Annotated in this window: 21 protein-coding genes; 9 read left to right on the forward strand and 12 right to left on the reverse strand. The window is 66.6% G+C overall.

The features are described 5' to 3' along the window. Positions 1-1,179 carry a choline ABC transporter ATP-binding protein gene (gene choV, locus ACHMWQ_RS21720; RefSeq protein ID WP_396309056.1) on the forward strand — a complete coding sequence of 393 codons (1,179 nt, stop codon included), beginning with the start codon at positions 1-3 and terminating at the stop codon, positions 1,177-1,179. 3 nt (positions 1,180-1,182) lie between these two features. Here the strand turns inward: choV and ACHMWQ_RS21725 are convergent, their stop codons facing one another. The 11 genes from ACHMWQ_RS21725 to ACHMWQ_RS21775 form a co-directional block, all read right to left on the reverse strand. After that, entirely contained in the window at positions 1,183-2,361 is a 1,179-nt protein-coding gene (locus ACHMWQ_RS21725; RefSeq protein ID WP_396309057.1) for a M24 family metallopeptidase, read from the reverse strand. Between the two features lie 159 nt (positions 2,362-2,520). Continuing rightward, complete coding sequence (locus tag ACHMWQ_RS21730; RefSeq protein WP_396309058.1) at positions 2,521-3,891, reverse strand: LLM class flavin-dependent oxidoreductase; 1,371 nt, start codon at positions 3,889-3,891, stop codon at positions 2,521-2,523. Between the two features lie 155 nt (positions 3,892-4,046). Further along, the gene (locus ACHMWQ_RS21735) at positions 4,047-5,180 is read right to left on the reverse strand and encodes a pyridoxal-phosphate-dependent aminotransferase family protein (protein ID WP_396309059.1); all 1,134 of its coding nucleotides are present in this window, start codon (positions 5,178-5,180) and stop codon (positions 4,047-4,049) included. 412 nt (positions 5,181-5,592) lie between these two features. Next, a complete protein-coding gene (locus tag ACHMWQ_RS21740; RefSeq protein ID WP_396309060.1) occupies positions 5,593-6,435 on the reverse strand; it encodes an ABC transporter permease in 843 nt (280 codons plus the stop codon). Next, complete coding sequence (locus ACHMWQ_RS21745) at positions 6,432-7,322, reverse strand: ABC transporter permease (protein WP_396309061.1); 891 nt, start codon at positions 7,320-7,322, stop codon at positions 6,432-6,434. Before ACHMWQ_RS21745 ends, ACHMWQ_RS21740 begins: the two co-directional genes overlap by 4 nt. A 378-nt stretch (positions 7,323-7,700) precedes the next feature. After that, positions 7,701-8,828, reverse strand: coding sequence for a spermidine/putrescine ABC transporter substrate-binding protein (locus tag ACHMWQ_RS21750; protein WP_396309062.1), 1,128 nt, complete (start codon positions 8,826-8,828; stop codon positions 7,701-7,703). A 14-nt stretch (positions 8,829-8,842) separates the two neighbouring features. Then, on the reverse strand, positions 8,843-9,967 hold the full coding sequence (locus ACHMWQ_RS21755; RefSeq protein WP_396309063.1) for an ABC transporter ATP-binding protein: 1,125 nt from the start codon (positions 9,965-9,967) through the stop codon (positions 8,843-8,845). Positions 9,968-10,126: 159 nt separating this feature from the next. Then, positions 10,127-10,690, reverse strand: coding sequence for a gluconokinase (locus ACHMWQ_RS21760; RefSeq protein WP_396309064.1), 564 nt, complete (start codon positions 10,688-10,690; stop codon positions 10,127-10,129). 144 nt (positions 10,691-10,834) lie between these two features. Beyond that, a complete protein-coding gene (locus ACHMWQ_RS21765; RefSeq protein WP_396309065.1) occupies positions 10,835-12,133 on the reverse strand; it encodes a glycoside hydrolase family 130 protein in 1,299 nt (432 codons plus the stop codon). A gap of 37 nt (positions 12,134-12,170) precedes the next feature. After that, positions 12,171-14,462, reverse strand: a complete 2,292-nt coding sequence (locus ACHMWQ_RS21770) for a glycosyltransferase family 4 protein (protein WP_396309066.1) — start codon at positions 14,460-14,462, stop codon at positions 12,171-12,173. After that, positions 14,459-15,418 (reverse strand): class I mannose-6-phosphate isomerase, encoded by a 960-nt coding sequence (locus ACHMWQ_RS21775; protein ID WP_396309067.1) that lies wholly within the window; start codon positions 15,416-15,418, stop codon positions 14,459-14,461. Before ACHMWQ_RS21775 ends, ACHMWQ_RS21770 begins: the two co-directional genes overlap by 4 nt. A 331-nt stretch (positions 15,419-15,749) precedes the next feature. Here ACHMWQ_RS21775 and ACHMWQ_RS21780 point away from each other — a divergent pair, with 331 nt between their 5' ends. From ACHMWQ_RS21780 to ACHMWQ_RS21815, 8 genes are all read left to right on the forward strand, one after another. Further along, the gene (locus ACHMWQ_RS21780; protein ID WP_396309068.1) at positions 15,750-16,505 is read left to right on the forward strand and encodes a FadR/GntR family transcriptional regulator; all 756 of its coding nucleotides are present in this window, start codon (positions 15,750-15,752) and stop codon (positions 16,503-16,505) included. 96 nt (positions 16,506-16,601) lie between these two features. Next, positions 16,602-17,585 (forward strand): substrate-binding domain-containing protein, encoded by a 984-nt coding sequence (locus tag ACHMWQ_RS21785; RefSeq protein ID WP_354550908.1) that lies wholly within the window; start codon positions 16,602-16,604, stop codon positions 17,583-17,585. Positions 17,586-17,682: 97 nt separating this feature from the next. Then, positions 17,683-19,590: a sugar ABC transporter ATP-binding protein gene (locus ACHMWQ_RS21790; RefSeq protein ID WP_354550910.1), complete on the forward strand. Its 1,908-nt coding sequence runs from the start codon at positions 17,683-17,685 to the stop codon at positions 19,588-19,590. A gap of 17 nt (positions 19,591-19,607) precedes the next feature. Next, the gene (locus tag ACHMWQ_RS21795; RefSeq protein WP_354550911.1) at positions 19,608-20,585 is read left to right on the forward strand and encodes an ABC transporter permease; all 978 of its coding nucleotides are present in this window, start codon (positions 19,608-19,610) and stop codon (positions 20,583-20,585) included. Then, positions 20,582-22,519 carry a hypothetical protein gene (locus ACHMWQ_RS21800; protein ID WP_396309069.1) on the forward strand — a complete coding sequence of 646 codons (1,938 nt, stop codon included), beginning with the start codon at positions 20,582-20,584 and terminating at the stop codon, positions 22,517-22,519. Before ACHMWQ_RS21795 ends, ACHMWQ_RS21800 begins: the two co-directional genes overlap by 4 nt. 27 nt (positions 22,520-22,546) lie before the next feature. Next, entirely contained in the window at positions 22,547-23,536 is a 990-nt protein-coding gene (denD, locus tag ACHMWQ_RS21805; RefSeq protein WP_396309070.1) for a D-erythronate dehydrogenase, read from the forward strand. A 266-nt stretch (positions 23,537-23,802) separates the two neighbouring features. After that, positions 23,803-24,570 (forward strand): SDR family NAD(P)-dependent oxidoreductase, encoded by a 768-nt coding sequence (locus ACHMWQ_RS21810; protein ID WP_396309071.1) that lies wholly within the window; start codon positions 23,803-23,805, stop codon positions 24,568-24,570. 25 nt (positions 24,571-24,595) lie between these two features. Continuing rightward, on the forward strand, positions 24,596-25,345 hold the full coding sequence (locus tag ACHMWQ_RS21815; protein ID WP_266329967.1) for an SDR family oxidoreductase: 750 nt from the start codon (positions 24,596-24,598) through the stop codon (positions 25,343-25,345). A 16-nt stretch (positions 25,346-25,361) separates the two neighbouring features. Here the strand turns inward: ACHMWQ_RS21815 and ACHMWQ_RS21820 are convergent, their stop codons facing one another. Beyond that, positions 25,362-26,324, reverse strand: a complete 963-nt coding sequence (locus tag ACHMWQ_RS21820; protein WP_396309072.1) for an IS110 family transposase — start codon at positions 26,322-26,324, stop codon at positions 25,362-25,364. Positions 26,325-26,516 lie beyond the last annotated feature (192 nt).

The raw sequence follows: 26,516 nt of genomic DNA on the forward strand, positions 1-26,516 counted from the left end.
ATGGCGGCGATCGAATTCCGCGATGTCGACATCGTCTTCGGCGACCGCCAGAAAGAAGCGCTGGCGCTGATCGACAAGGGCGCGACACGCGACGAGATCCTGGTCCAGACCGGCTCGGTGCTTGGCGCCGCCGGCGTCAACCTGACGGTCGAGCGCGGCGAGATCTGCGTGCTGATGGGACTCTCCGGCTCTGGCAAATCCACGGTGCTCCGCGCGGTAAACGGACTCAACACGGTGGCGCGCGGCAGCGTCTCGGTCTCGCACGACGGCAAGCCGGTCGACGTGGCGGCCTGTGGCGAGGCCATGCTGCGCGAGATCCGCATGCGCACCGTCTCGATGGTGTTCCAGCAATTCGGCCTCCTGCCCTGGCGCTCGGTGCGGGAAAATGTCGGTTTCGGCCTGGAAATCCGCGGCATTCCGAAGGACGAGCGTAAGCGCATCGTCGACGAGAAGCTCGCCATGGTCGGGCTGACGCAATGGGCCGACAAGCACGCGCATGAGCTTTCCGGCGGCATGCAGCAGCGCGTCGGGCTGGCGCGCGCCTTTGCGACCGACGCCGACATCCTCTTGATGGACGAGCCATTCTCGGCGCTGGACCCGCTGATCCGCGACAAGATGCAGGACGAGTTGCTCAGCCTGCAGAGCCGGATCCAGAAGACCATCCTGTTCGTCAGCCACGACCTGGACGAGGCGATGAAGCTCGGCAACAAGATCGCCATCCTGGAGGGCGGCCGGATCGTCCAGGCGGGCACGGCGGAGGAAATCCTGCTCCGCCCCGCCAACGCCTATGTCGCCGAATTCGTCAAGCATACCAACCCGTTGAACGTGTTGCGCGGACGTTCGGTGATGACGCCGGCCCGCGCGCTGCGCCGCGCCGAGGGCGCCGTCCTGCTCGACCGCGAGGGCCTGGTGCGCATCCGCGTCGACGCCGCCGACCGGCCGGTCGGGGTCGAAGTGAATGGCTGCGAGGGCAAGCTTGGCGTCGTCGAGGGCGATGCCGCGAGCTTCGACACGCCCTGCGATATCATCGTCGCGCCCGTCGATCTCAAGCTCAATGCGGCGATCGCGCTGAAGCGGCAATCCGACCACCCGATCGTCTTCGTCGACCAGTTGGGCCGCCTCGCCGGCCTTTGCGGCGACGACGAGATCTATGCGAGCCTGCTTCGCCGCAACGCCTAAACCTCAGACAAGCCTGACGATTTCCGTCTGGGTCGGCGTCGTCACCGTGGGTCCCGCGACCGGATCGAGGAACACGTTGATCTCCAGCCGGACGCCGAATTCCGGCAGATAGATCGCCGGCTCTATGGAAAAGCCGGTGCGCGGCAGGATGCGACGGGTGTCGTGGGTTTCGAGGTTGTCAAGATTGACGCCGAGCCCATGCAGCCGCTTGCCCGGCCCCATGCTGTGGCCGGTGCGGTGGTGGAAATTGTCGCCGTAGCCGGCAGCCGCGATGATGCCGCGCGCCACATCGTCGACCTGCCAGCCTTCCAGCGTCTCGCCGTTTTCCCAAGCGGTTTCAATCGCTTGCAGCGCGGCGTCGCGGGCGTGGCGAACGATGTCGAAGACGGCCTGGAGCTCTTCCGGTATGACCGCGCCGGCATAGGCGCCCCAGGCGATGTCGGAATAGACGTTGCGCTCGCCGGGATAGCGCGCCCAGAAATCGATCAGCAGCCAGTCGCCGGCGCCAATCGTCGCCGATCCTTCCGGCTTCGGCTCGTAGGAGACGATCCCGGAATGACCATTGACCTGCACCACGGGCTGACCTTCAGTCTCCAGGCCGAGGCGGTCAAACTCGGAAAAAATGAACTGCTGCAGCTCATATTCTGTTAGCGGCTTGTTAACCCGGATGGCTGATTTCGCCCGGTCGAAGGCGGCGTCCTTGATGCCGGCGACGACGACGCAGGCGCGCTTGTGGGACTCGATCGCAAAATCGTCCCAGGCGGCGGCCGAGACCTGGAAGAGATCGGCCGAGGTGACGATCCGGTAGTCCCAGCTCCGCAGCAGTTCGACGGTGCCGGCATCGGTCCAGGAGACGGTCGGCACGCCACCCTCTTCCGAATATTCCAGCGCCAGCGTCTTGGCCGGTCCGAGCAGGTCGCGCAGCATCGCCCGCATCTCGACCCAGCCGCGGAAGATCCGCTTGTCGATGTCAACGTCGTGGAAGAAGAACTGGTCGACGGTATGGATCAGCAGCACCGGCGCGCCGGTTCGCGGCACGATCAGGAAGGCGCGGCGGGTCGGGTTCCGGACGACGCCGAGGATGTGCCAGAGCAGCGGATTGCTGCCGCGATAATCGACCAGCAGCCAGGCATCGATGCCCTCGGCCTGCATGAAGCGCTGGGCGTCTGAAAGCGAAAACATCGGCAAGGTCTCCAACTGACTTCCTTCACCTCTCCCATAGGGAGAGGTCGACGCACAACGTGCGGCGGGTGAGGGGTTGAGCTTTCTCCGGTGAGGCCGCAACCCCTCACCCGGCCCTGCGGGCCGACCTCTCCCCATGGGAGAGGTGAAGGAAGCCCCCTACCCCCTCCAGAACTTCCTTCCCGGATGGTCGTCGCGCAAGTTCTTCTGGCCTTTGCCATAGAGGCGCTCGCGGAACGTCGAGCCGTCATAGGCCGAGCGCATCAGGCCGCGGCGGCGCAGTTCCGGCACGACGTATTTCACCGTGTCGACGAAGGTGCCGGGACGGATGGCATAGGTGATGTTGAAGCCGTCGAGATCGGCGATCTCGACCCAGCGCTCCATCTCGTCGGCGATCGTCTTGCCGGAGCCGACGAATTTCGGGCCCATGCCGCCGACGCCCATGTAATGGGCGATGTCGCGCAGCGTCCAGACGACGTCGGGATCGGCGTCCGAAAACAGATGCCGGGCGAACTGCGCCGCGTTCGGATTGATTTCGGTCAGCGGCATGTCGGGATCGAACTTCGACACGTCGAGGCCGAGCGGGCCGGCGAATTGCACCATCGCGCCCTCGTAATCGCCATAGGAGAGCAGTTCCGCGTATTTCTCCTCCGCCTCGCCGTCCGTTTCAGCGGCGATGATGGTGGTGACGGCGAAGGCCTTGATGCTGCGCGGGTCGCGGCCGAGCGCCGCCGCGCGGGCGCGCACATTGGCGACGACGGGCGCGATCACCTCCGGCCGCGTGCCGTGCACGAAGACCCCCTCGGCATGGGTGGCGGCGAATTGCTGGCCGCGCGAGGACGAACCGGCCTGGAACAGCACCGGCGTACGTTGCGGCGAGGGCTCGGCGATGAAGGCGTCGGGCACGGTGAAATAGCGACCCTGATGCGCGATCGGATGGACCTTGGCGGGATCAACATAGACGCCCCTCGCCTTGTCGATGACGACGGCATCGTCCTCCCAGGACCCTTCCCAGAGCTTGTAGAGCACCTCCATGAACTCGTCGCCGCGATCATAGCGCTCGTCATGCGCGAGCTGCTCGCCGCCGCCGAGATTGCGCGCGGCGCTGTCGAGATAGGAGGTGACGATGTTCCAGCCGACGCGCCCCTGGCTCGCATGGTCGAGGCTCGTCATCTTGCGGGCGAAGCTGTAGGGCTGCTCGTAGGTCAGCGAGACGGTGGCGGCGAAGCCAAGTTTTTTCGTGACCGCCGCCATGGCGGAAATAATCGAGAGGGGATCGTTGATCGGCACCTGTGTGGCGGTGCGCAAGGCCGCGTCCGGCTTGCCCTGATAGACGTCGAGCATGCCGAGCACGTCGGCCAAAAAAATCGAGTCGAAGCCCGCCCCTTCCAGCATCACCGCCAGCTCCGTCCAGTAGCTCAGATCCTTGTAGCGGTGCGACTGGTCTTCCGGATGGCGCCAGAGGCCGGACGAGATGTTGACCGGCGAGCAATTCTCGAAGGCGTTCAGATGGATCGTTCGGGCGGTCATGGGCGGTTCCGGTGCTGGCTTCTCACCTCTCCCTGAGGGAGAGGTCGGCTCGAAGAGCCGGGTGAGGGTTTAGGAAACTCTCCGGTGGGGCCGTAAACCCTCACCCGCCGGCCTGCGGCCGTCGACCTCTCCCTCAGGGAGAGGTGAAGAACGGCCTATTCCGCCGACCCCACCGGCTCGGCGTCCTGGTAGGTCTTGGCGACGGCCTCGATCGCCGCGTCGATATCGACGCTCTCGCCGAGCGCGGCCAGCGCCTGGCCATAAGCGACGACATTGGCGACCACCGGCCGATAGGCGGCGCGGATGCCCGTGTGGTTGAGGCGGACCAGCAGATGCTCGACGCCGCCGACGCCGAGGCTGATGGCCGAGCCCTCGAACTCGGCGGCAGCGTCGACCAGTGCCTGCGGTTCGATACCGGAAGGAACCGGCGCCGCCGTCACCAGCGCCGAGGCGGAAGCGTCTTCTTCGATCCACGGGGTTACGCCGAGCGCGCGGAGGCCGGCGCGCGTCGCCCGGGCGGCAAGCTGGTGGCGCTCGATCACCGTCTCGATGCCGTCTTCTTCCGCGTCGATCCGGTCGAGCGCCGCATCCAGCGCCCAGAATTCGAGCGGCGCCGGCGTCCCGGGCAGCGCATCGGCGCCGAGATCCAGCCATTTCTCCTTGAGATCGAGCAGCGACAGCGTCGAGAGCCGCAGCGCCGGCTCCTCGGCGATCTTCGCCCAGGCCGCCTCGCTGACCGAGATGGCGGAAAGGCCGGCCGGGCCGCCGAGTCCCTTTTGCGGGCCGATGACGGCGATATCGATGCCGAACGTCTGGACCTCGAAAGTATGCGCGCCGATCGAGGCGACGGCGTCGACCACCAGCAACGCGCCGCGCGCCTTGGCGGCCTCGGCGATCTCCGGCAACGGGTTCAAGACGCCGTTCGCGGCCTCGCCATGCACAAGCACGACGACATCGACCTCGGCCATCGCGTCGAGCGCCGCCTGGAAGACCGCGAGATCGACGGGCCGGCCGAGTTCGGCCACGACATTCTCGACGATAGCGCCGCCCCGGCGCAGCCAGGCGGCAAAATAGTCGCCATACATACTGGTGACGACGTTGAGGACGCGAAGGCCCGGCTTGGCGAGGCTGGCCGCCACCGCTTCCAGCGCCACGACCGCTTCCGCCTGCACGAAGACGACATCGTCGAAGCTTCGCATCACCGCGCCGATCCGGTCGGCCAGCAGCGCATAGCCGACATTGGGATAGGCGGGCGGATCGAGCAGGTCTTGGGCGGAGAACTGGGTCATGAACTGGGTCTCGTGCTGGCAGCCGGATCGGAGGATCTGGCTTTCACCTGTCCCGGAGGGAGCGGTCGGAGCAAAGCTCCGGTTGAGGTATTAGGCAGGCTCGGGATGCGCGCCGAACGGATGGTGCGGGTTGACAAATGCGGGCCTTTCGGCCGCCCAAGCCAATCGGTTTGCACCGCCATCATCCTGAGGTGCTTCGCGGTAGCGAAGCCTCGAAGGAGGGTCCAGCGGAGCCCACGGGGGCGCGCACGAAATTGGAGATCTGCCGAGCTACCCTCAAGATCTCCGTCGGGACGTTCCCTGGACCCTCCTTCGAGGCCCGGCTTTGCCGGGCACCTCAGGATGATGAGCGGGTCTTGGGCCATAGGGGGCCGGACGATCGGAGACGGGTGAAGCGGCACGGTCGCGCTCATCACCCGCCTACCGATCGCACCCGCCCCGAACGTCGCGAAAGCTGGAAGCAGAGCGCCGCGAGTCCGAGCAGGGTTACCGTGAACAGGAAAACGACCGTCGCCGCCGCATAGACGGAGGGTGCCGGGCCGTATTGCAGGCTGCCATAGAGATAGACGGGCAGCGTGTTGACGGTTGGCGTCGTCAGGAAGGCGGCGACGACCAGATTGTCGAAACAGAAGGCATAGGACACCAGCCCGCCCGCCAGGATCGCCGGCAAAAGCTGCGGCAGGACGATGAACCACAGCGTCTTCAGCCGCGTGCTGCCGAGATCGGCGGCCGCCTCCTCCAGCTTCGGGTCGAGCGTCAGCGCGCGGGCGCGCACGATCAGCGCCGTGACCGCGATGGCCGCCGGGGTGATGCCGGCGATCAGCGTCGCCGCCCCGAGCGGAATGCCGGTGACGGCATAGAACAGCAGCAGCGAGACGCCGATGACCACTTCCGGCACGATCAGCAGGATATAGGTGAGGCCCGACAGCCATTTTCGCACCTGCGGGCTCGGATGGCGCACCAGCGCATAGCCGAGCGAGGCGCCCATGCCGAGCGCGATCAGCGCCGCCCAGAAGGCGACGTAGAGGCTGGTCTGGACCGAGCGACGCAGCGCCAGATCGTTCCAGGCGGCCGGATACCATTCCAGCGTCCAGCCGGTGAAATTCGACGTCTGCTTGCCGACGACGCCGACATTGAACGAATAGATCATCGAGATGGCGAGCGGCGCGAACAGGAACAGGATCGCGAGGCCGAACCAGAGCGTCAGCCCGGCATCGGTGATGCGCTTCTGCCGGCCATCCATGCGGACGCTCATGTCGCCACCTCGGCGAAACCCTTGGTGAGCCGGGCGAGCGCGGCGACGACGACCGCAACCGCGACCAGCACCAGCACCGCCATGGCCGAGCCGAGCGCATAGTTCTGCGATTGCAGATATTGCGACGAGATCGCCTGCCCCATCAGCACGCCGCGGCTGCCGCCGAGCAGTTTTGGGATAACCATCTCGCCCAGCATCGGCACGGCGGTCAGAAGCACGGCGGTGGCGATGCCAGGCCGCGCCATCGGCAATGTCACGGCCCAGAAGGTCTGGAAGCGGCTGGCGCCGAGATCGCGGCTCGCCTCGAGCAAAGCGGGCGGCATGCGGTCGAGCACGACGAAAAGCGGCACGATGGCGATCGGCAGATAGGCATAGACCATGCCGATGAAGACGGCGGTCTTGGTGTCGAGCAGATCGAGCGGCCCTTCGTGCAGATGCAGGAAATTCAGCACCACCTCGAACACGCCGCCGCGCGCCAGCAGGATCTGCCACGACATGACGCGGACGAGAAAGGACGAAAAATAGGGAATGAGGATCAGGACGAGCGCCAGCGTGCGGAAGCGCCCGGCCTTGCGCGCGATGAAATAGGCGACGGGAAAGGCGACGGCGAGGCAAAGCGCCGAGGCGGTGATGGCGAACTGCACGGTGCGCAGGAAGGTCGAAAGGTAGAAGCCGGAAAGCGCGGTCTGGTAGTTTTTCAGCGTGAAGCCGAGCTCGACCGCGCCGAACAGCGAATTGCCGAACGAATAGACGACCGTGAAGGCCAGCGGCGCCAGGAAGAAGATGGCGAGCCAGGCGGTCGGGATGGCAGCGAACAGGTGATCGGAAACGCGCGCCGAGGGCGCGCGCTTGGATGTCAGCTGACTAGGTTTGCTCGCGGAGATCATAGGCCCTTTTGCGCAAGATACATCGAGACGGCGCCTGCTTCTTCATCGCGCGCGGAGGAGACCCTCGCGCCAAGAAAGTCCCTCACCCCAGCCCTCTCCCGCAAGCGGTAGAGGGGGCGGACGGAGCTTGTTGCCCCGTCGAGACCGCCCCGGATCAAGCTCCCCCATCATCCTGAGGTGCTTCGTGTCAGCGAAGCCTCGAAGGAGGGTCCAGCCAGACACTCGACTGTGCAGGCACGGACCGGAAGTCCGTCGAGAGCCGCCCGCTATCGGCATCAAGGCGTTTCCTGGACCCTCCTTCGAGGCCCGGCTTTGCCGGGCACCTCAGGATGATGGTCGAGTCATGCCAGGGCTATTCCCGGAGCGGATCAACCCGCTTCACCCGCCCGCCGCGGCCTGGATCTCGGCCTGGACTTCGAGATAGACGCCGATCGTCGCCGGGTCGACGACGAAGGAGGTCAGCTTGGAGAAGTCCAGATCCTTGCCGCCGAAGATCAGGTCGGCGTTCTTGGTGTCGGCCGGCAGCTTCTCGCGCAGGCCGGCGAGCGCCGCCGGGAAGCCGATATACTGCGTCTCGGAAAGCTGCACTTCCGGCTCAAGCTGGTAGGACAGGAAATCGTAGACCTGGTCGAGGTTCGGCGCCTTGGCGGGGATGGCGTAATTGTCGACCCAGAGCTCACTCATCGGCCCCGGCACGACGAATTTGAGCTTCGGATTGAGGCCGATGGCGGCGCGCGCCGTGCCCTGGTTGGTCTGCGCCAGCACGATCGAGCCATTGGCCAGCTGGTTCGGATCGAGGCCGGAGAAGGTCTTCACATGCTTGGCGAAGGCCTTGATCTCCTCGCCGGCGGCGCGGATCTCGGCTTCGGTCGCCTTGTTCCAGTCCTTGCCATGCGTCCAGAGCGACATGCCGATGGTTTCCCAGCCGGAATCCGACAGGCGCACCTTGCCGCTGACGCCAGGCTTGGCGCCGGCATCAAGGAAGTCCTGCCAGGTCTTGATCTCAGCTCCGACGGCTTCCGGGTCGTAGACGACGCCGAGCACGCCCCAGTCCTTCGGGATCGAGTATTTGTTGCCGGGATCATAGTCGCGGTCGAGCAGCGCCGGATCGAGCGAGGCGAAGTTCAGCCGGTTGTGGTCGATCTCCTGCAGCAGGCCCTTGTCGGCCATCTGCTTGATCCAGCTCGAGCTCGGGATGACGAGATCGAAATCGGCGCCGGCCGGGCTGTTCAGCTTGGCGAACAGCGTCTCGTTGGAATCATAGCTGGTGATGTTGGGCGTCACGCCCGACTTACGGGTGTAGTTGGCCAGGCTCTCATTGGAGAAATAGTTCGGCCAGGAGAAGACGTTGAGCGTGCCGCCAGTGGTCTCGGCCGAAGCGCCGCGCGGGAAGGCCGAAGCGACGGCGAGCGCCGCCGGGGCTGCGCCCAGCAGGCCGAGGACGGAGCGGCGGCTGAAGCCCGCGCCGCGAAGGGAACCGTTGGGAAGAAGCAGATGCCGGGTCATGACGGGGATCCTTGTCAGGAGGACGGACGAAGGGAATTGGCAACGGGCTCGTCGCGATAGGCGCGCGCGGCACGGTCCGCGAAGGAGACCAGGACGGCGTCGCCGGGAAGGCACTCGATGCCGTCCGAACTAGCGCGGCGCTCGATCGATTCAAAGGTGATGCCGCCGGCTGTCACCGCGCGCAGCCGCAGCGAGGGGCCGAGCGCCACGGCGTCAACGAGGCGGGCCGCGAAGCGGTTGGGGCCGGAGGCGGCATCCGCCGAGGCGCGGAGGAAGCGGGTTTCTTCCGGCCGGACGATCACCAGAGCCGGATCGCCGGATTTCAGCGCGGGGTCGACATGCGAGGCCGCGAGGGGGCCGAGGTCGGACAGAAGGGCCCCGCTTTCGCCGAGAGTGGCGCGGATCTGGTTGGCGCTGCCGACGAAGAGCGCGGTCCAGGCATTGACCGGGCGATCGTAGATCGTCGCGGGGTCACCGATCTGCTCGAAGCCGCCATGGCGCATCACCGCGAGCCGGTCGGCCATGCCGAAGGCCTCTTCCTGGTCATGCGTGATGTAGATGAAGGTGGCGCCGAGCTCGGTCTGGATGCGGCGAAGCTCGCGCTGCATCTCTTCCCGCAGCTTCCGGTCGAGCGCCCCGAGCGGTTCGTCGAGCAGCAGCACGGCCGGCTCGTTAGCGAGCGCGCGCGCCAGCGCCACGCGCTGCTGCATGCCGCCGGAAAGCTGGTTCGGCTTGCGGTCGCCGACATCGGAAAGACGCACCAGCTCCAGCAGTTCGCCGGCCTTCCTGCGGCGGGCGCTGCGGCCGACGCCGCGCATCCGCGGGCCATAGGCGACGTTGTCGATGACGCTCATATGCGGGAACAGCGCATAGCTCTGGAACACGGTGTTGACGTCGCGCCGTTCGGCTGGAACGGCCGTGACATTCTCGCCGGAGATCCAGACCGTCCCCTCGTCGGGCGCTTCAAAACCGCCGATGATGCGCAACGCCGTGGTCTTGCCGCTGCCGCTCGGGCCGACGATCGCCAGAAATTCGCCGCGTGGCACCTCCAGCGACAGGCCGGACAGCACCCGCTCGCCGCCAAAGCTCTTGGCGACGCCTTGCAGCGCGACTGCGATCGGAGGGTGGCTTTGCGTCATGGGCGATTGCGAACCAGAAGCCGGGAGGGGCCACGGCGTGACCGCCGCCGCCAGGAAACTAGTACGGGGCCGCTCGGCAAGAATCGAGTTGGATTGTTGCCAAGATCCGGCCCGGCTGAGTTTCTTGTTCCGCTTTTGCGCCGGAGGGCCAAATCCTCGTCAGTTCAAGGGCTTGACCGCGGCGCCGCCGGCAAGCTCGGCGGCCGCGCGGCGCACGATTGCGGCGATCGAGACATCGACTGCGACGGCGAGCACGTCGGGCTCGTCCGCGCCCGGACGCTCCAGCGTCGCATACTGGCTGTCGAGCAGGCTGGGCGGCATGAAGTGGCCCTTGCGCGCGCCGAGCCGGTCCTTGACCAGCGATTGCGGCGCGTCGAGGAAGACGAAGCGAATCGGCTGGCCGGCGGCGGCGCGGATCCGGTCGCGATAGATCTTCTTCAGCGCCGAGCAGGCAACGACGATGCCGGCGGGATGGGCCGCGCGGTCGCCCAGCGTCGCGCCGATCCTGTCGAGCCAGGGCCACCGGTCGTCATCGACCAGCGGCGTGCCGCTCGCCATCTTGGCGACGTTTGCCGGGCTGTGCAGCCCGTCGCCATCGACGAAATCGATGCCGAGCGCTTCGGCCAGGCCCTCGCCGATGCTGGATTTGCCCGAGCCGGAGACGCCCATGACGATGATGGCGAGCCGTGCGGCCGCGCCGTGTTCCGATTGCGTCGTCACCATGAAATGCGTTCCGCCCCACCCCGTTGAGAAACCAACCCGACAAGGGATAGCGCGAGCCGAGGGCGCGCGTCCACCGGAGAGCATCCCCGTCGAGGCGCAGCCGCGCCACCCTTCCGTATGGAAAGGATGGCGCGGCTTGACGGTTCAGCCGCGCATTTCGCGCAGCAGGGCGTCGATCCGGATCGTCGCGAAGGCGGAGAACGTGTCCGAGACGGCATAGGGCAGGACGAGATAGTCGCCGTGCCGCATGGCGCCGCAGGTATAGACGACGTTCGGCACATAGCCCTCCCGCTCGGACGGCTCCGGCCGCACCAGCGGCTCGCTGGAACGCGCGAGCACCTTGGACGGATCGTCCTTGTCGAGCAGCACGGCGCCGATCGAATATTTGCGGACCGGTCCGACGCCATGGGTCAGGAGCAGCCAGCCCTCGTCGAGCTCGATCGGCGAGCCGCAATTGCCGATCTGCACGAACTCCCACGGGAAGCGCGGCCGCAGGATGGCGACACCGCCATCCCAGGAGAACAGATCGTCCGAATAGATCAGGTACAGGTTCTCGTTGTCCTGCCGGCCGATCATGGCATAGCGGCCATCGATCTTGCGCGGGAACAGCGCCATGCCCTTGTTGCGGGCGGCGCTGCCACGCATCGGGCCCATGCGGAAGGTCTGGAAATCCGTCGTCTCGATCAGCTCGGAACGGATCGCGCTGCCGCTATAGGCCGTGTAGGTGGCGTAATAGGTCTTGCGGGGGCCATCGTGGAATTCCACGAAGCGCGCATCTTCGATGCCGTTCGATTGCGAGGCGGTGATCGGGAAGATCAGCCGCTCGCTGATGTCTTCCTCGGGCGAGAAGGCGAGTTCGACCGCCTCGCCGTCGGGCACCGGCGAGCGCGCCACCACCTTCGGCACCGAGGCCAGCCGAACCGTCGGATCCACGGTGACGATGCCCTGGGCCGTCACCGTTCCCGACCGGAAGGTGAGCGACGAGATATGGCCCTCGCCGACCGACCGCAGGCTGAGGACGAAACGTTTCTCGCCTTCCCCCGCGCCCGACTGGTCGGGATGCGGCACGATGCTGGGGTTGAACAGCGCCGCAGCCTCGAACGAATACTCATGCAGGAAATACGCACCGATCAGCTGGCGCTGGATCCGGCTGAAAGGAGGATGCGGATCGAAGGCCTCTTCCATCTCGTCGCAGCGGAATTCGAAGGTCCGCAGCAGATTGCGATGCCGGCCGTCGAAATTCTCCAGCACGTCGATCAACTGGCTGGCGGCCGCTTCCGGGTCGAGGCCAAGCACGCGGTCCACGATGTGGTTGGCGCGGGTCTTTTCCTTCGGATGGAGATCGCGTGGTTCGGTCGCCGGTTTGAACGGCCGAACCACGACGCGAGCAGGATCCGGGCGCAGATAGAGCGCCTGGCGATTCAGGAACGTGACGTGTGTCAATTCGACGTCGCCTTGACTGATGGGATTGGGGGCGAGTTCAAGCACGGAGCGCTCGCAGCTCCGGTTTCACACGATCGCCACTGAGGCGTGCGAGCTGGCGCATCTCGGCCAGGCTCAGAAGATAGGACACGACGGATTCACCTCCGCGGTTTTCATTGGCGCGATCGGGATGCAGCCCGTCGCGACAGCTGCCCGTCTCGGGATCGACCAGCGACACCGAGAGGTCGTTTTCGCCGAGGAACCAGCCAAAGGCGCGCTTCGCCTCGGCTGTCCACGACCCGTCGCCATCGGCCCGCCATGCCGCGAGGCAGGCGGAAATCGTGGCGGTCGCCTCGAGAGGCTGCTGATCGAAGGCAAGCGGCGGCTTGCGCTGCTCGCCAAAGGTGGCGCTGCCCACCGGGCGGAACTGGCCCTTGGGCGAGGTCTGGATCTGGATCAGCCAGCGCAGGCTGCGCAGACCCGCCGCCAGGTAGTCCGCATTGCGGGTGGCCCGGCCGGTGGCGATCATGGCCTGGGGCAGACGTGCATTGTCATAGGAAAGCCCATTCTCGAACCACACCCAATCCTCGGTCTCGGTCTGCTCCAGCAGCGCCAGAAGCCGGTCCGCCAGCAACGTGCGGTGCCGCTCGGCGATAGGATCACCCGGAAATGCGGCGCAATAGGGATCCAGGCCGAGCAAGGTGAACGCCCAGGCGCGCGGGGAGCCGAATTCCTCGACGGTGGGCAGCGCCGCGATGAACAGCGAGGCCGCCCAGCGTCGACGCGAGGGGCTCGCATCGTTGGCCGAGGCTTCGCCCAGCGCCCAGAGCGTGCGGCCGTGGCTGTCCTGCGAGCCGCGATCCTCCAGCCAGCGCCGGTCGAAGCTCATGAAATTGCGGAAATGGCGCGTGTCGGGGTTCCAGGCATGCTGGATGAACGAGGCAAAGCGGGCGGTCAGCGGTTCGGAAAGGCGCTGCTCGCCCGATTTGTTCAGGGCGCAGGCAACGAGCAGCGCGCGCGCATTGTCGTCGACGCAGTAGCCGTGATGGCGATCCGGCACGGAATGAACCGCATGCTGGAACAGGCCGGTATCGTCGCACATCGCAAGCAGGTGGCCGAGCTGCATGGCCGGTGGCGGGACATTGGCAAGCATGGCGGTGCTTGCCGGGGGGATGAGCTTCAGGCGATCGCCACGGCGTGCCGTCTCGAACGAGGCCAGGTAACGCTTGGCCGTGCTCTCCCAGGTCATCGACCGGCTGGTCGAATAGGCCCGCTTGCGCATCGCCTCGCGGCGCGCGTCATCGGTCAGCAGGTCGGCGATCGCCGCGCCGGTCGCCTTGGCGTCGCCAAAGGGCACCAGCACGCCGCGGCCATCCGCCAGCAGCTCGCTCGCATGCCAATACGGCGTCGAGACCACCGCCTTGCCGAGGCCGAAGCTGTAGGCGAGCGTGCCCGAGGTCATCTGCGCTTCATTGAGGTAAGGCGTCACGTAGACATCGCACATGGCGATGTAGTCGAGCAGCGTTTCGCGATCGACGAACTGGTCCTTGAAGACGACATGGTCCTCGACGCCGAGATGGCGCGCCCGTTCGACCAGGCTGTCGCGGTAGTTCTCGCCCTGGTCGCGCACGAGGTTGGGATGGGTCGCGCCCAGCACGACATAGACCGCGTCGGACCGGCTTTCCAGGATCTGCGGCATCGCGTCGATCATGACCTCGATGCCCTTGTTGGGCGACAGGAGGCCGAAGGTCAGGATCACGGTGCGGTCGCCGAAGCCGAGCTTCGCCTTCACCGGTTCCGGGTCGACGAAGTCGAAATCGGGAATGCCGTGCGGGATGACGTCGATCTTCTCGGCCGGCACACGATAGATGGTGCGCAGCAACTCCCGGCCCTTCTCCGCCATCACGACGATCCGCGAGGACAAGTCGATAATGCGGTCGAGCGCGCGGCGCTGCGCATCGGTCGGCTCGGCGAGAACAGTATGGAGCGTGGTGATGACCGGCATGTCCAGCCGCGCCAGCAGCGCGATCACATGGCTGCCGGCCTCGCCGCCGAAGATGCCGAATTCATGCTGCAGCGACACCACATCGAAGCCGCCACGATTGAGGTAGTCCGCCGCCGCGACATAGTCCTCGAGCGTGGCTTCCTGGATCTCGAGCGCGACGCTGGTCGGATAGTCATAGCTTCGACCACAATCTGTCATGGCGATGATGGCGGTATCGGCACTGCCGGTCGCCGCGATCGCCTGCTGCAGATCGGTCGTGAAGGTTGCGATGCCGCAGCGGCGCGGAAGCGAATTGCCGATGAAAGCCACCCGCGTGGTGGTCGAAGTCCGGTGTACAATGGTCATAGAGGAACCTCCGTGATGCGGGACGAGGCGCCAGCCTTTCCGCCGGGATGAGAATTCGGCGCGCCCGCGCGGCGGGCTGCCAAGTCGATAACGGTCGCGTCCGGCATCTCCAGAAGATCGGGATGCGCTTCCGGTCCGAGATAGGCGCAAAGCGCGGTCAGGCCGCCCTCGCCGGCGCTGATCGTGCAGCGCTCATGGTCGAGGAAAACGGCCTCGCCGACGGCCACATGCGTCGGCCCCAGCGTCGCGTCGCCATCGAGGCCGAGGATCCAGGTCTCGCCGGGCGCATTCAGGACGCGCGTGGTATCCGGCTCCAGCGTCACCCGCTCCAACACGAAGAACGGGTTGGCGATCAGCACGGTGCGCGAAGGCCCCAGCCGGTGCGGCTTGGGCTGCGCTTCCGGCGGGCCGGCATGGGCCACGGCAACGCCGTCCTCGACATGCAGCTCGCGCTTGCGGCCGTAATCGAACAGCCGGAACGTCGTGTCGCTGCGCTGCTGGATTTCCGCCAGGACCAGCCCCGGGCCGATCGCATGAATGGTGCCGGCCGGGATGAAGATCACCTCGCCGGCGCGAACGGGGTGCCACTGGACGAGATCGGCGATCGAGCCGTCCTCGATCGCCCTGCGGAATTCATCCGGCCCGATCTCGCGCGTCAACCCGACGGCGACAGCAGCATCGGGTTCGGCGTCGAGGATGTACCACGCTTCGGTCTTGCCGTGCGGCTGGCCCATCTTGTGGGCGTAGTCGTCATCCGGATGCACCTGGATGGAAAGCGGCTGGCTCGTGAAGAGCAGCTTGAGGAGAAGTTCGGGGTCCGCGACGTCCTGGCTCTTTCGCTGGAACCAGATCTCCCCAACGGCGTCGGGATCGTCATGGATCTCATTCCACGGCCGGAGATCGTTCTTTCCCCAGGGCTTGCGGACGGTTCGCATGGACGCATGTTCGATTGTCATGAATCGCTCCTGTTTCGTGCTTTTCAGACAGTCGCCGTGACGATGGATGCGGCCGAACGCCAAGCATCTCCATCACCGAAGACATGGACCCAACGCGACCGGCGCGGCTCCGTTCCCACAAACCTGCCCGTCGATCGGCTAACTGGCTCTGGGGGTCGGCCAGAGCGGCCTGACGGAGCCAACCTTTTCCGCGAAGGCCCGCGCGGGAGGCGGCCCCGACGCATCGCGACGTGGAGGAAATGATAGCGCCATCATCGGACGCTTGACTCCGCGAGGGCGGCGCGATTAATGCAACTGGTCTGCTGGTCCGATCAGTCCATTAGTAGGTGCCATGTCGTCCTCGGCGAAAGTCAGTGATCCCGGCCTCATCGCGGAGCTCCCGACCTTTCGGGAAGCGATCGTGAAGCGTCCGCTGACGACCGTCATCAGCGACAAGATCGCGACCCTGATCGCGTCGGGCATCCTGCAGGTCGGCGATGCGCTGCCGAGCGAGCGCCAGCTCGCCGATGCGCTCAATGTCAGCCGCGACGCGGTGCGCGGCGGCATCCAGATGTTGGCGGCGCGCGGCATCCTCGAAATCTCGCACGGCGCCCGCACCAGGGTGCGCAGCAATGATGTCGGGCCGGTCGCGGTCGGCTTCGCCATGGCGCGGGCCGTCAATTCCTACGACATCGAATCCGTGCATGCGGCGCGGCTACTGGTCGACCGCCAGGTGGTCGCCGACGCGGCGCGCAACATCGACGATGCCGGCGTCGCCGTGCTGGAGGCGCTGCTGGAGGCGCAGACGGAGACGCTCGACGATCCCGTCCGCTTCCTGATCAGCGACCGCGAATTCCATGTCGCGCTCTACCAGGCCTCGGGCAATCCGCTGCTCGCCGACATCAGCACCGATCTCTACGCCTACATGATGCAGTACCGGCGCGAGGCGATGGCCTCCCCCGGGGCGATCGCCACCAGCTATGCCGACCACGTCGCCATCGTCGCCGCCGTCAAGGCGCGCGATCCCGAGGCCGCGGCCGAGGCCTTCGCCGCCCATACGGGACGCATCTACACGACGACGCAACCCTTCCTGAAGGGGGGCGGCTGACGCGAATTCGGCGGGCCGCAAGCGAGGACGCGCGGCCGCCGGCGAAACCTATCTTCAACGCAGCCGATCATGGCTGATCCAATGGGAGGAAACACTATGGAACGCAGGACATTCCTGAAGCTTGCCGCCGGCACCACGCTGCTCGCCGGCGCCGGGCTTGGCGGCATCTCCGCCGCCAGCGCGGCCAGCAAGGAAATCGTCTACCTGACGCCGGGCCTCGACCTGCCCTTCTGGCGCTATCTGTCGAAGGGCATCGAGGAGACGGTCAAGGCCAAGGGCTTCAACTTCCAGGCGCTCGACAGCCATAACAGCGCCGAGACCCAGCTCCGCAACGCCCAGGATTCGATCGCCCGTGGCGTCGCCGGCATCATCATCTCGCCGACCGATTCCTCGACCGCGCCGAGCGTGCTCGCGCTCGCCCAGAAGGCCGGCATCCCGGTCGTCATCGGCGATATCGGCACCAATGCCGGCGAGTTCGCCTCCTTCATCTCGTCCGACAACTACAAGGGCGCGCATGACGTCGGCGTCGCGCTCGCCGAGGCGCTGAAGAAGAAGGGCTGGGAAGGCGGTTCGGTCGGCATCGTCGCCATCTCGCAGGCCCGCAAGAACGGCCAGGCCCGCACCAAGGGCTTCCTCGACGGCCTCAAGGAAGGCGGCTTCACCGGCAAGGAAGCCGGCCTGCAGCAGATGCAGAGCTACACCGCCGACGAGACCTTCAAGTTCACGCAGGACCTGCTCACCGCCAACCCGGACATGCGCGGCCTGTTCATCCAGACCGACCAGCCGGCCATCGGCGCGCTGCGCGCCATCAAGGCGGCCCGTCGCAACGGCGAAGTGCTCGTCGCCGCCTTCGACGGCATTCCGGAATTCGTCGACCTGCTGAAGTCGGGCGACCTCGTCGTCTCCGGCATGCAGCAGCCCTTCCTGATGGGCGTCAATTCCGGCGAGGCGCTGCTTGAAGTGCTCGACGGCAAGAAGCCGAAGGCCGAGATCACCGTGCCGATCGTCGCCATCACCAGCACGAATATCGAGCAGGAACTGCCGACCATCCGTCGGACCGTCTTCGCCAACGAAGTCTGATACATAACCCGTCGCGCGGCCCCGCCGCGCGACGGGTTTCCTATCCTTCCGCCCCCGCGCAGGATCGCGTCGAGGCCGTCTTCAGGAGCATGATTCGTTGCAGCCCAATTTGGCACCCGTCGCGGAGGCAGACGTTTCCCCCCTCCTCGTCGCGCGGGGCATCACCAAGACATTCGACCGGACGCGGGCGCTGCAGGGCGCCGACTTCGAGCTTCGCGAAGGCGAAGTGCACGGCCTGCTGGGCGCCAATGGCGCCGGCAAGTCGACGCTCTCCAAGGTCATTTCCGGCCATTACACGCTCGACGGCGGCGACCTCTCCTATCGCGGCCACGAGATCCGCCTGCGCTCGACGCGCGACGCGCTGCGCATCGGCATCGCCATCGTGATGCAGGAGACGAGCCTCGTCCCCGACCTCACGGTTCTGGAAAACATCTTCCTGCCCGAACTCGGCCGCCCCGGCCGGCTCGATTACAGCCAGCTGCGTCAGCGCGGCCAGGAGATCCTCAACGATCTCGGCCAGGGCGACAGCCTGCCCTTCGACTGGGAAGTGCGGCGCCTTTCCTCGGCGCAGAAGCAGCTGGTCGAGATCGCCAAGGCGCTGGGCGTGCGCGCCAAGCTGCTGATCTTCGACGAACCGACCGCATCGCTGAGCCCGGGCGAGGCCGAGCGCCTGTTCGACATCATGGCGCGGCTGCGGGACACCGGCCACGGGCTGGTGTTCGTCTCGCACCGGCTGGAAGAAGTCTTCGCCATCACCGACCGCGTCACCGTGCTGCGCGAAGGCCGCACCGTGATGAATGCGCGCGAGACTGCCTCGCTGTCGCAGGCGGACCTGATCCGCGCCATGGTCGGCGCCGAACTCGGCGCGATCTACGAGCGCAAGGACACCCATACCCGCGAGATCGACGCGCCGGTGGCGCTGGAGGTCCGCAATCTGAGCTCGACGCCGGCCGTGCGCGACGTCTCCTTCTCGGTGAAGAAGGGCGAGATCCTGGGCATTGGCGGCCTGGTCGGCGCCGGCCGCTCGGAGACCGTCGAGGCGATCTTCGGCCTCCGCCCCCGCACGGGCGGCGAGGTCGTGCTGAACGGCAAGTCGCTGCGCGGCGACAGCCCGCAGACCTCGATCCGCGCCGGCCTCGGCTTCGTCGCCGAGGATCGCCGCACGCAGAACATCGTGCCCGACCTCTCGGTCAAGGAAAACCTGCTGCTCGCCCATCTCGGCGCCCATCGCGGCTTCTTCTGCAGCTACGCCTCGCGCGAGCGCAAGGTGAAGGAGCTGCTCGCCGGCCTCGGCATGCCCGAGGACCGTCTGATGGACGCCTCGATGCTGAATTTCTCCGGCGGCATGCAGCAGAAGATCATCATCGCCCGCTGGCTGCTGCTGGAGCCCAAGGTGCTGATCCTCGACGAGCCGACCAAGGGCGTCGACATCGGCACCCGCGCCTCGATCTACACCATGCTGCGCGACATCGCGGCCCAGGGCGTGGCGCTGGTCGTCGTCTCCTCCGATTTCGAGGAGCTGCTCGGCCTTTCCGACCGCGTCGTGGTGATGAGCGACGGCCGCACCACGGCCGACCTGCCGAGCGCCATGCTCGACGAGGAAAGCCTGACCCTGCTCGCCGCTCCGCGCACCTCGATGGTGCGCAATACCGAGATGCTGAACGAGCTCGCCCGCGCCCATAATGGCGCCGGCTTCTGGGGCCTGATCGAGGGCGACCGGCTGATCTGCCTCAACGCGGTCGCGAGCAACCCGGCGCTCGACCCCGGCTTCAAGGCCGGCGAGGCGCGCGAGCTCGCCGCCACCCGCATCCCCGAGGCGCTCAAGCGCCGCGAGCCGGTCTTCGTGCCGGAACCCGACGGCGCGCGCACGACACTGGTCGTGCCGATGACCAGTCCGCGCGGCCACGACCTCGGCTGGGTCGGGCTGTCGCTGCCGACCGACCGCCCGCTGCCCGCTCCGGAAACCATCAAGTCCCGCATCGACACCATGGCGGCAACGCTGTGAGCAAGGAAACTTCGCCCATGGTCCAAGAGACCCTTTCCCGTCAGGCCCCGGCCTCGCCCATCAAGAAGATCGCGCAGCGGCTCGAAGTCCGCATGCTGCTGCTGGCGCTGCTGATCGCTGTCTGCCTCTCCTTGCTGTCGCCCTACTTCCTGACCAAGTCCAACATCTTCAACCTGCTCGACCAGTCCGTGGTGATCGGCATCGTCGCCGTCGGCATGACCTTCGTCATCCTGACCGGCGGCATCGACCTCTCGGTCGGCTCGGTGGCGGGTCTGACCGGCATCATCCTCGGCCTGTCGCTGCAGCATGTGCCGATCGTGCCGGCCATCGGCATCGCGGTCGTCGCCGGCGGCTTCATCGGCCTGATCTCGGGAACGCTGATCACGGTGTTCGGGCTGGCGCCCTTCGTGGTGACGCTCGGCGTCATGGCGATCGGCCGCAGCCTCGCCTACATCTTTTCCGGCCAGACGGCGATCTCGAACATCCCCGAGGGCATGCAGAGCATCGTCTACACCGACGTACTGGGCATCCCGTCCAACGTGCTGTTCCTGATCGTGCTCTATGTCGTCGCCTGGGCTTACCTGACCTACACCAAGGGCGGCCGCACCATCTACGCCGTCGGCTCCAACAAGGAAGCCGCCCGCGCCGCCGGCCTCAACACCACCTTCTATTCGATCCTGCCCTATGTGCTATCCGGCGCCTTCGCCGCAGTGGCCATCACCTTCTCGATCAGCCAGCTACTCTCCGCCGATCCGCTGATGGGCAACTCGATGGAGCTGGACGCGATCGCGGCCGTGGTCATTGGCGGCGCCAGCCTGTTCGGCGGCCGCGGCTCGATGTTCGGCACGCTGATCGGAGTCTTCATCATGGTGATGATCCGCAACGGCCTGAACCTGATGGGCGTCTCGCCCTTCTGGCAGGGCACGGCGATCGGCACCATCATCATCCTCGCCCTTCTGGTCGAGCGTCTGGTTTCCTCGAGGATCAGCCGATGAACAACGCCCCTTCCCTCGCAATCCGGCTCTTCGGCACCGACGAACCCGTCACGCCGCTCCGCATCCTGAGGGCGGGGGCGCTCACCGCCGAGCTCGACACCGGCAATCTGCGCCATATCCGCTTTGGCGGCGTCGAGATCATCCGCGCGATTTCCTTCATCGTGCGCGACAAGAACTGGGGCACCTACAACCCGGTAATCTCCGATCTCGTCGTCGACGAGCGTGCCGATGGCTTCACCGTCACCTACAAGGCGCTGGCGCTCGACGACAACCAGGCCTTCCGCTATTCGGCCCGCATCGAGGGCTCGGCCGAAGGCCGCCTCGACTTCTCGGCCGAGGGCAGCGCCGAAACGCCCTTCCTCACCAACCGCACCGGCTTCGTCGTGCTGCATCCGATCGCCGATGTCTCCGGCCATCCGGTGACGATCGAGCATGTCGACGGCTCCATCGTCGAAAGCCGCTTCCCCGACATCATCGATCCCGTCCAGCCGATGATGGATCTGCGCGCGCTGACCCATGAGGCGGCGCCGGGGCTGAAGGTCACCTGCCGGATGGAAGGCGACACCTACGAGATGGAGGACCAGCGCAATTGGACCGACGCCTCGTACAAGACCTATGTCCGGCCGCTCGCCTTGCCCTGGCCCTACACGCTGCCCAAGGATGAGCGGATCGAACAGGCGGTTCGCCTGACGGTCACCGGCGCGCTGCCGGCGTCGGAGGCCGGTTCGGTCGCCGGCCAGGTGACACTCGGCGACGTGATCGGCACGGTGCCGGCGCTCGGTCTCGGCCTCGACCCTTCCGAGATCACCGACACGATCGCCCGGCGCGACCGGCTGCATCTCGTCGGCGCCAAGGTGCTGGTCGGCTATTACGACCCGTCGCTCGGACATGACTTCACCACGCTGGGCGGCATCCTCGCCACGGCGCGGTCGCTCGAGGCCGAGCCCTGGCTCGAGGCGGTCGTCCAGTCGGTCGAGGGCTTCGAGGCCGAGATCGCGGCGCTCGGCCGCGACGTCGCCGACATGGGCTCGCCGTTCAAGACCGTGCTGCTGTCGCCGCTGCCGGATCTGAAATGCACCCTGCCGGGCAGCGTCTGGCCGCCCGCCCCGCCGCCGCGCGCCTTCTTCGAGGCCGCTCGCAAGGCCTTCCCGAAGGCCCGCATCGGCGGCGGCATGTTCAGCCTGTTCACCGAGATGAACCGCAAGCGGCCGCCGGTCGACCTCATCGATCTCGTCTCGTTCACGACGACGGCCATGCTGCATGCCGGCGACGACACCTCGATCACCGAGGGCCTGGAAACGCTGCCCGCAATCGCGCTCAGCGCCCGCGCCATCGCCGACGGCAAGCCCTATGCGGTCGGCCCGAGCGCCATCGGCATGCGGATGAATCCCTATGGCGAGGCGCCGCTGAAGAACCCGGGCAACATCCGCCAGGCGATGAACTTCAACGATCCCCGCCATCGCGGCCTGCTCGGCGCCGCCTGGGCGCTCGGCTTCTTTGCCCGCTTCGCCGAAGGCGGCGCCACAACGATCACGCTCGGCGGCACGACCGGCGCGTTCGGCCTGGTGCATGCCCGGCATGCCTGGCCGCAGCCCTATTTCGACGAGGTCGGCGGCGTGTTCCCGATGTTCCACGTCCTGCGCGGCATGGCGCGCCTGGCCGGCAAGCCGCTGCGCAAGGTGACGACGCCGGACACGATCGAGGCGATCGCCGCAGAGACCGGGGATGGTATCGAACTCTGGCTTGCCAATCGCACCGGGTCCGAACAGTCTGTCGCCCTGCCCGGCGCGCCGCGCGACCGGTTCTTGCTCGATGCCAACAGCTTTGTGGCCGCGACGCAGGACGGAAATGCGCTGGATACGCTGGCCAAACCTTTTGACGATCGCATGCTTACACTGGCACCCTACGCGGTAGCGCGAATCCGACTGTCCTGATTTCGTTTCATTATTCGAGGTTGTACTATGCATATCCTTATCATCGGCGCGGCTGGCATGGTCGGCCGTAAGCTGACGGACAAGCTTGTCGCGGACGGTCATCTGGGCGGCAAGGAGATCAGCCGCTACACCCTCGCCGACGTCGTCGCCCCCGAGGCGCCGAAGGGCTTTGACGGCCCGGCCGAGACGCTGACCATCGACCTGTCGGCGCCGGAAGCCTCGCAGACGCTGATCGCCAACCGTCCGGACGTGATCTTCCATCTGGCGGCCATCGTCTCCGGCGAGGCCGAGGCGGATTTCGACAAGGGCTACCGCATTAATTTCGACGGCACGCGCTACCTGTTCGACACGATCCGGCTCGAGAACGCCAAGTCCGGCTACAAGCCCCGCGTGGTGTTCACCTCGTCGATCGCCGTGTTCGGCGCGCCGTTCCCCGACAAGATCGGCGACGAGTTCTTCGAGACGCCGCTGACCAGCTACGGCACCCAGAAGGCGATCGGCGAACTGCTGCTGGCCGATTATTCGCGCCGCGGCTTCTTTGACGGCATCGGCATCCGCCTGCCGACGATCTGCATTCGCCCCGGCAAGCCGAACAAGGCCGCCTCGGGCTTCTTCTCCAACATCCTGCGCGAGCCGCTGGTCGGCCTGGAAGCCGTGCTGCCGGTGTCGCCCGACGTGCGCCACTGGTTCGCGAGCCCCCGCTCGGCCGTCGGCTTCCTGGTCCATGCCGGCACGATCGACCTTGAGAAGGTCGGCCCGCGCCGCACGCTCAACATGCCGGGCCTCTCGGCCACGGTCGGCGAGGAAATCGAGGCGCTGCGCCAGGTTGCCGGCGACAAGGCCGTCAAGCTGATCCGCCACGAGAAGGACGAGACCATCGACCGGATCGTCGCCGGCTGGGCCCGCGATTTCGACACCACCCGCGCCCTGTCGCTCGGCTTCAAGGCCGAGACCTCGTTCGACCAGATCATCCGCGCCCATGTCGAGGACGAACTCGGCGGCAAGATCGGCGGCTGATCGTCTTTCTTCACCTCTCCCTGAGGGAGACTTTCGCATATGCCGCCGTCATCCCGGCGAAAACCGGGATCCATATACGCCGCCATCTGGCCGGAAGACCAAGCCACGGTCTCCGTGGCCGGTGTTCCATGGGCCCCGGCCTTCGCCGGGGCGACGACATCGGATGTTATGCAAGAGTCTCCAAGGGAGGGGGGAGTGACCTGCTCCACCGGAATGCATCCTGCCCTGCGCCGAGGGGCGCCAACCCGAGCCGGAACCGTAAGACAATGGCGAGCGATCCCTTCTCCTTGACCGGCCGCGTCGCCGCGGTGACCGGCGGCGGTTCCGGCATTGGCCTTGCCAGCGCGCAGGCGCTGGCAAGGGCCGGCGCCCGCGTCGCCATCCTCGACCGCAACCCGGTCGCGGCCGAAATCCTGGCAACGCTGGGCGACGAGGCCGACCACTTCGCGGTTGTCGCCGACGTCGCCGACGAGGCAAGCCTGGAGGCAGCCTTTGAGGCCGTCACCGAACGGGCCAAGACGCTCGAAATCCTGGTCAACAGCGCCGGCACGGCGATCCGACGCCCGGCGGTCGACCTGACCCTCGCCGACTGGGACACGGTGGTGAACGTCAACATGACGGGCACCTTCCTCGCCTCGCGCATCGCGGCGCGCCACATGATCGCCGCCGGCACGAAGGGCTCGATCGTCAACGTCTCGTCGATCATGGGCTTTTCCGGCGGCGGGCTCTACCCGAACATCTCCTACCAGACCACCAAGGGCGCGATCGTCAACATGACCCGCGCGCTGGCCGTCGAATGGGCGCCGAACGGCATCCGCGTCAACGCCGTGGCGCCGACCTATGTCCGCACGCCCTTCATCGCCGGCCTGGTCGCCGATCCGGAGCTGGTCGCCCGGATCGAGGCGATGACGCCGCTCCGCCGCCTGGCCGATCCGGAAGAGGTCGCGAGCGCGATCCTCTTCCTGGCCGGCCCTGGCGCCTCCATGGTCACAGGTCACACGCTGCCGGTCGACGGCGGCTTCCTCGCCCAATAACAAACCAATCCTGGAAGGAACGCTTATGTCCAACACTGGCAAGATCGCGCTCGTCACCGGCGCCGGCACCGGCATCGGCAAGGCCGTCGCCCTGGCGCTGGCCGCCGCGGGCTACACGCTGGTCGTCACCGGCCGCCGCGCCGAGCCGCTCGAGGAAGTCGTCAAGGAGGCCGGCGGCGACGCCGTCGCGATCCCGTCCGACATCACCGACGAGGCCTCGGTCGCCGCTTTGTTCGGCGAGATCAAGAACCGCTTCGGCCGTCTCGACGTGCTGTTCAACAATGCCGGCGTCAACGCCCCGCCGGTCAACATCGAGGACCTCGACGTCGCAAGCTGGAAGGCCGTGATCGACACCAACGTCACCGGCGTCTTCCTCTGCACCCAGGCCGCCTTCCGTATCATGAAGGACCAGAAGCCGATGGGCGGCCGCATCATCAACAACGGCTCGATCTCAGCCGTGATGCCGCGCCCGAACTCGGCGCCCTACACGGCTTCGAAGCATGCCGTGCTCGGCCTCACCCGGTCGACCGCGCTCGACGGCCGCAAGTACGACATCGCCTGCGGCCAGATCGACATCGGCAACACCGAGACGCCGATGGCGAGCCAGATGAAGAAGGGCGTGCTGCAGCCGGACCTGTCGATCAAGGTCGAGCCGACCTTCGACGTCAGCCACGTCGCCAACGCGGTCGTCCACATGGCGGGCCTGCCGCTCGACGCCAACATCCTGCAGATGACGATCATGGCCACCAAGATGCCGCTCGTCGGCCGGGGCTGATCCATACTCGCCGTCATCAAGTCAGTTGTTTTTGGTTTGTGATTGGCCTGAGCAGTGTGTTGGCGATGATGATGAGCTTTCGGGCGACTGCGGCGAGGGCGAGGCGCTTCGGCTTTCCGGCGGCACAGAGCCTTTCGTAGAAGCCGCAGAGCGCGGGATTGACCCTCGCGGCTGTCAGAGCTGCCATGAACAGCAGCGGCCGGAGCTCGGTGCGCCCGCCGCGCATATGGCGATGCTGGCGGCTCTGGCCGGAATCGCGGGGATGCGGGGCGAGGCCTGACAGGCTCGCGGCTTGACGCCTGGACAGGGTACCAAGCTCCGGCATCAGGGCGAGCAGGCCACGAGAGACAACCGGACCGAAGCCGGCGACGCCACGCAGGACCCTTTCGGCCTGCGCGATCTCCGGAAGGCTGGCGATCGTCGCGGCGATCGTCTTGTCGAGCGCCACGAGCTGGCTGTCGAGGAACTGCACCATGTCGTCCAGCAGGTCGGCGACCGGCTCGGATCCCGGTGCCTTGCGCCGGTTCTTGGCCTGGGTGCGCTGCTTGAGAAGATCCTGCCGATAGCGCACCAGGCCCGCCAGGGCGAGCCGGCGGGGATCGGCCGGTTGCCAGCGTTGCAGAGTGTGGAAGCGATCCTGGCCATAGCGGGCAAGCCAGCGTGCATCGATGGCATCGGTCTTCGCGTAGCCGCCATGCGAGCGGATGAAGGCCTTGACGCGGGCGGGCTCTGCCTTGTGCGCGGCGATGCCTACGGCGAGAGCCGCATCAAGGGTGGCGCGTTCATAGCCGCCGGTCGCCTCGCAGATGACGAGTTCGGCATGGACGAAGGTGGCGAGGGCCTTTTTGAGCGGGCCCGGACTGTTGGCGATGGTGAGGGTCTGGCCGGAGGCACTGTCGTGCAGGACGACGGTGTCCTTCGCGACATCGATACCGAGAATGCAAGGCATAGCCTCGACGGAAGGATAGGTTGATGGCATGTTCGTCCTGGCTTCGGATTGTCTACGGGCTCGCGGAAGCGCGGCCCTTTCAAGTCAACAAGCAAACGAAGCCGGTCCACGACCGGACCCAGATGACGACGGGCCCAAAGCCCCATCCCGGGACGGTCTCGGCCATGGAGCGGGTTTCAGGGTGGCCGCCCTGAACCCGCAACCGGCTCCAACCCTCTACCA

Source organism: Kaistia sp. UC242_56, from assembly GCF_044452255.1.
In the GTDB taxonomy this organism is placed as follows: Bacteria; Pseudomonadota; Alphaproteobacteria; order Rhizobiales; family Kaistiaceae; genus Kaistia; species Kaistia defluvii_A.

Bases quoted from the DNA above. Each gene is read 5' to 3' on its own strand.
- choV (WP_396309056.1), top strand. From the start codon at position 1: ATGGCGGCGATCGAATTCCGCGATGTCGACATCGTCTTCGGCGACCGC.
- ACHMWQ_RS21725 (WP_396309057.1), bottom strand. From the start codon at position 2,361: ATGTTTTCGCTTTCAGACGCCCAGCGCTTCATGCAGGCCGAGGGCATC.
- ACHMWQ_RS21730 (WP_396309058.1), bottom strand. From the start codon at position 3,891: ATGACCGCCCGAACGATCCATCTGAACGCCTTCGAGAATTGCTCGCCG.
- ACHMWQ_RS21735 (WP_396309059.1), bottom strand. From the start codon at position 5,180: ATGACCCAGTTCTCCGCCCAAGACCTGCTCGATCCGCCCGCCTATCCC.
- ACHMWQ_RS21740 (WP_396309060.1), bottom strand. From the start codon at position 6,435: ATGAGCGTCCGCATGGATGGCCGGCAGAAGCGCATCACCGATGCCGGG.
- ACHMWQ_RS21745 (WP_396309061.1), bottom strand. From the start codon at position 7,322: ATGATCTCCGCGAGCAAACCTAGTCAGCTGACATCCAAGCGCGCGCCC.
- ACHMWQ_RS21750 (WP_396309062.1), bottom strand. From the start codon at position 8,828: ATGACCCGGCATCTGCTTCTTCCCAACGGTTCCCTTCGCGGCGCGGGC.
- ACHMWQ_RS21755 (WP_396309063.1), bottom strand. From the start codon at position 9,967: ATGACGCAAAGCCACCCTCCGATCGCAGTCGCGCTGCAAGGCGTCGCC.
- ACHMWQ_RS21760 (WP_396309064.1), bottom strand. From the start codon at position 10,690: ATGGTGACGACGCAATCGGAACACGGCGCGGCCGCACGGCTCGCCATC.
- ACHMWQ_RS21770 (WP_396309066.1), bottom strand. From the start codon at position 14,462: ATGACCATTGTACACCGGACTTCGACCACCACGCGGGTGGCTTTCATC.
- ACHMWQ_RS21775 (WP_396309067.1), bottom strand. From the start codon at position 15,418: ATGACAATCGAACATGCGTCCATGCGAACCGTCCGCAAGCCCTGGGGA.
- ACHMWQ_RS21780 (WP_396309068.1), top strand. From the start codon at position 15,750: ATGTCGTCCTCGGCGAAAGTCAGTGATCCCGGCCTCATCGCGGAGCTC.
- ACHMWQ_RS21785 (WP_354550908.1), top strand. From the start codon at position 16,602: ATGGAACGCAGGACATTCCTGAAGCTTGCCGCCGGCACCACGCTGCTC.
- ACHMWQ_RS21795 (WP_354550911.1), top strand. From the start codon at position 19,608: ATGGTCCAAGAGACCCTTTCCCGTCAGGCCCCGGCCTCGCCCATCAAG.
- ACHMWQ_RS21800 (WP_396309069.1), top strand. From the start codon at position 20,582: ATGAACAACGCCCCTTCCCTCGCAATCCGGCTCTTCGGCACCGACGAA.
- denD (WP_396309070.1), top strand. From the start codon at position 22,547: ATGCATATCCTTATCATCGGCGCGGCTGGCATGGTCGGCCGTAAGCTG.
- ACHMWQ_RS21810 (WP_396309071.1), top strand. From the start codon at position 23,803: ATGGCGAGCGATCCCTTCTCCTTGACCGGCCGCGTCGCCGCGGTGACC.
- ACHMWQ_RS21815 (WP_266329967.1), top strand. From the start codon at position 24,596: ATGTCCAACACTGGCAAGATCGCGCTCGTCACCGGCGCCGGCACCGGC.
- ACHMWQ_RS21820 (WP_396309072.1), bottom strand. From the start codon at position 26,324: ATGCCATCAACCTATCCTTCCGTCGAGGCTATGCCTTGCATTCTCGGT.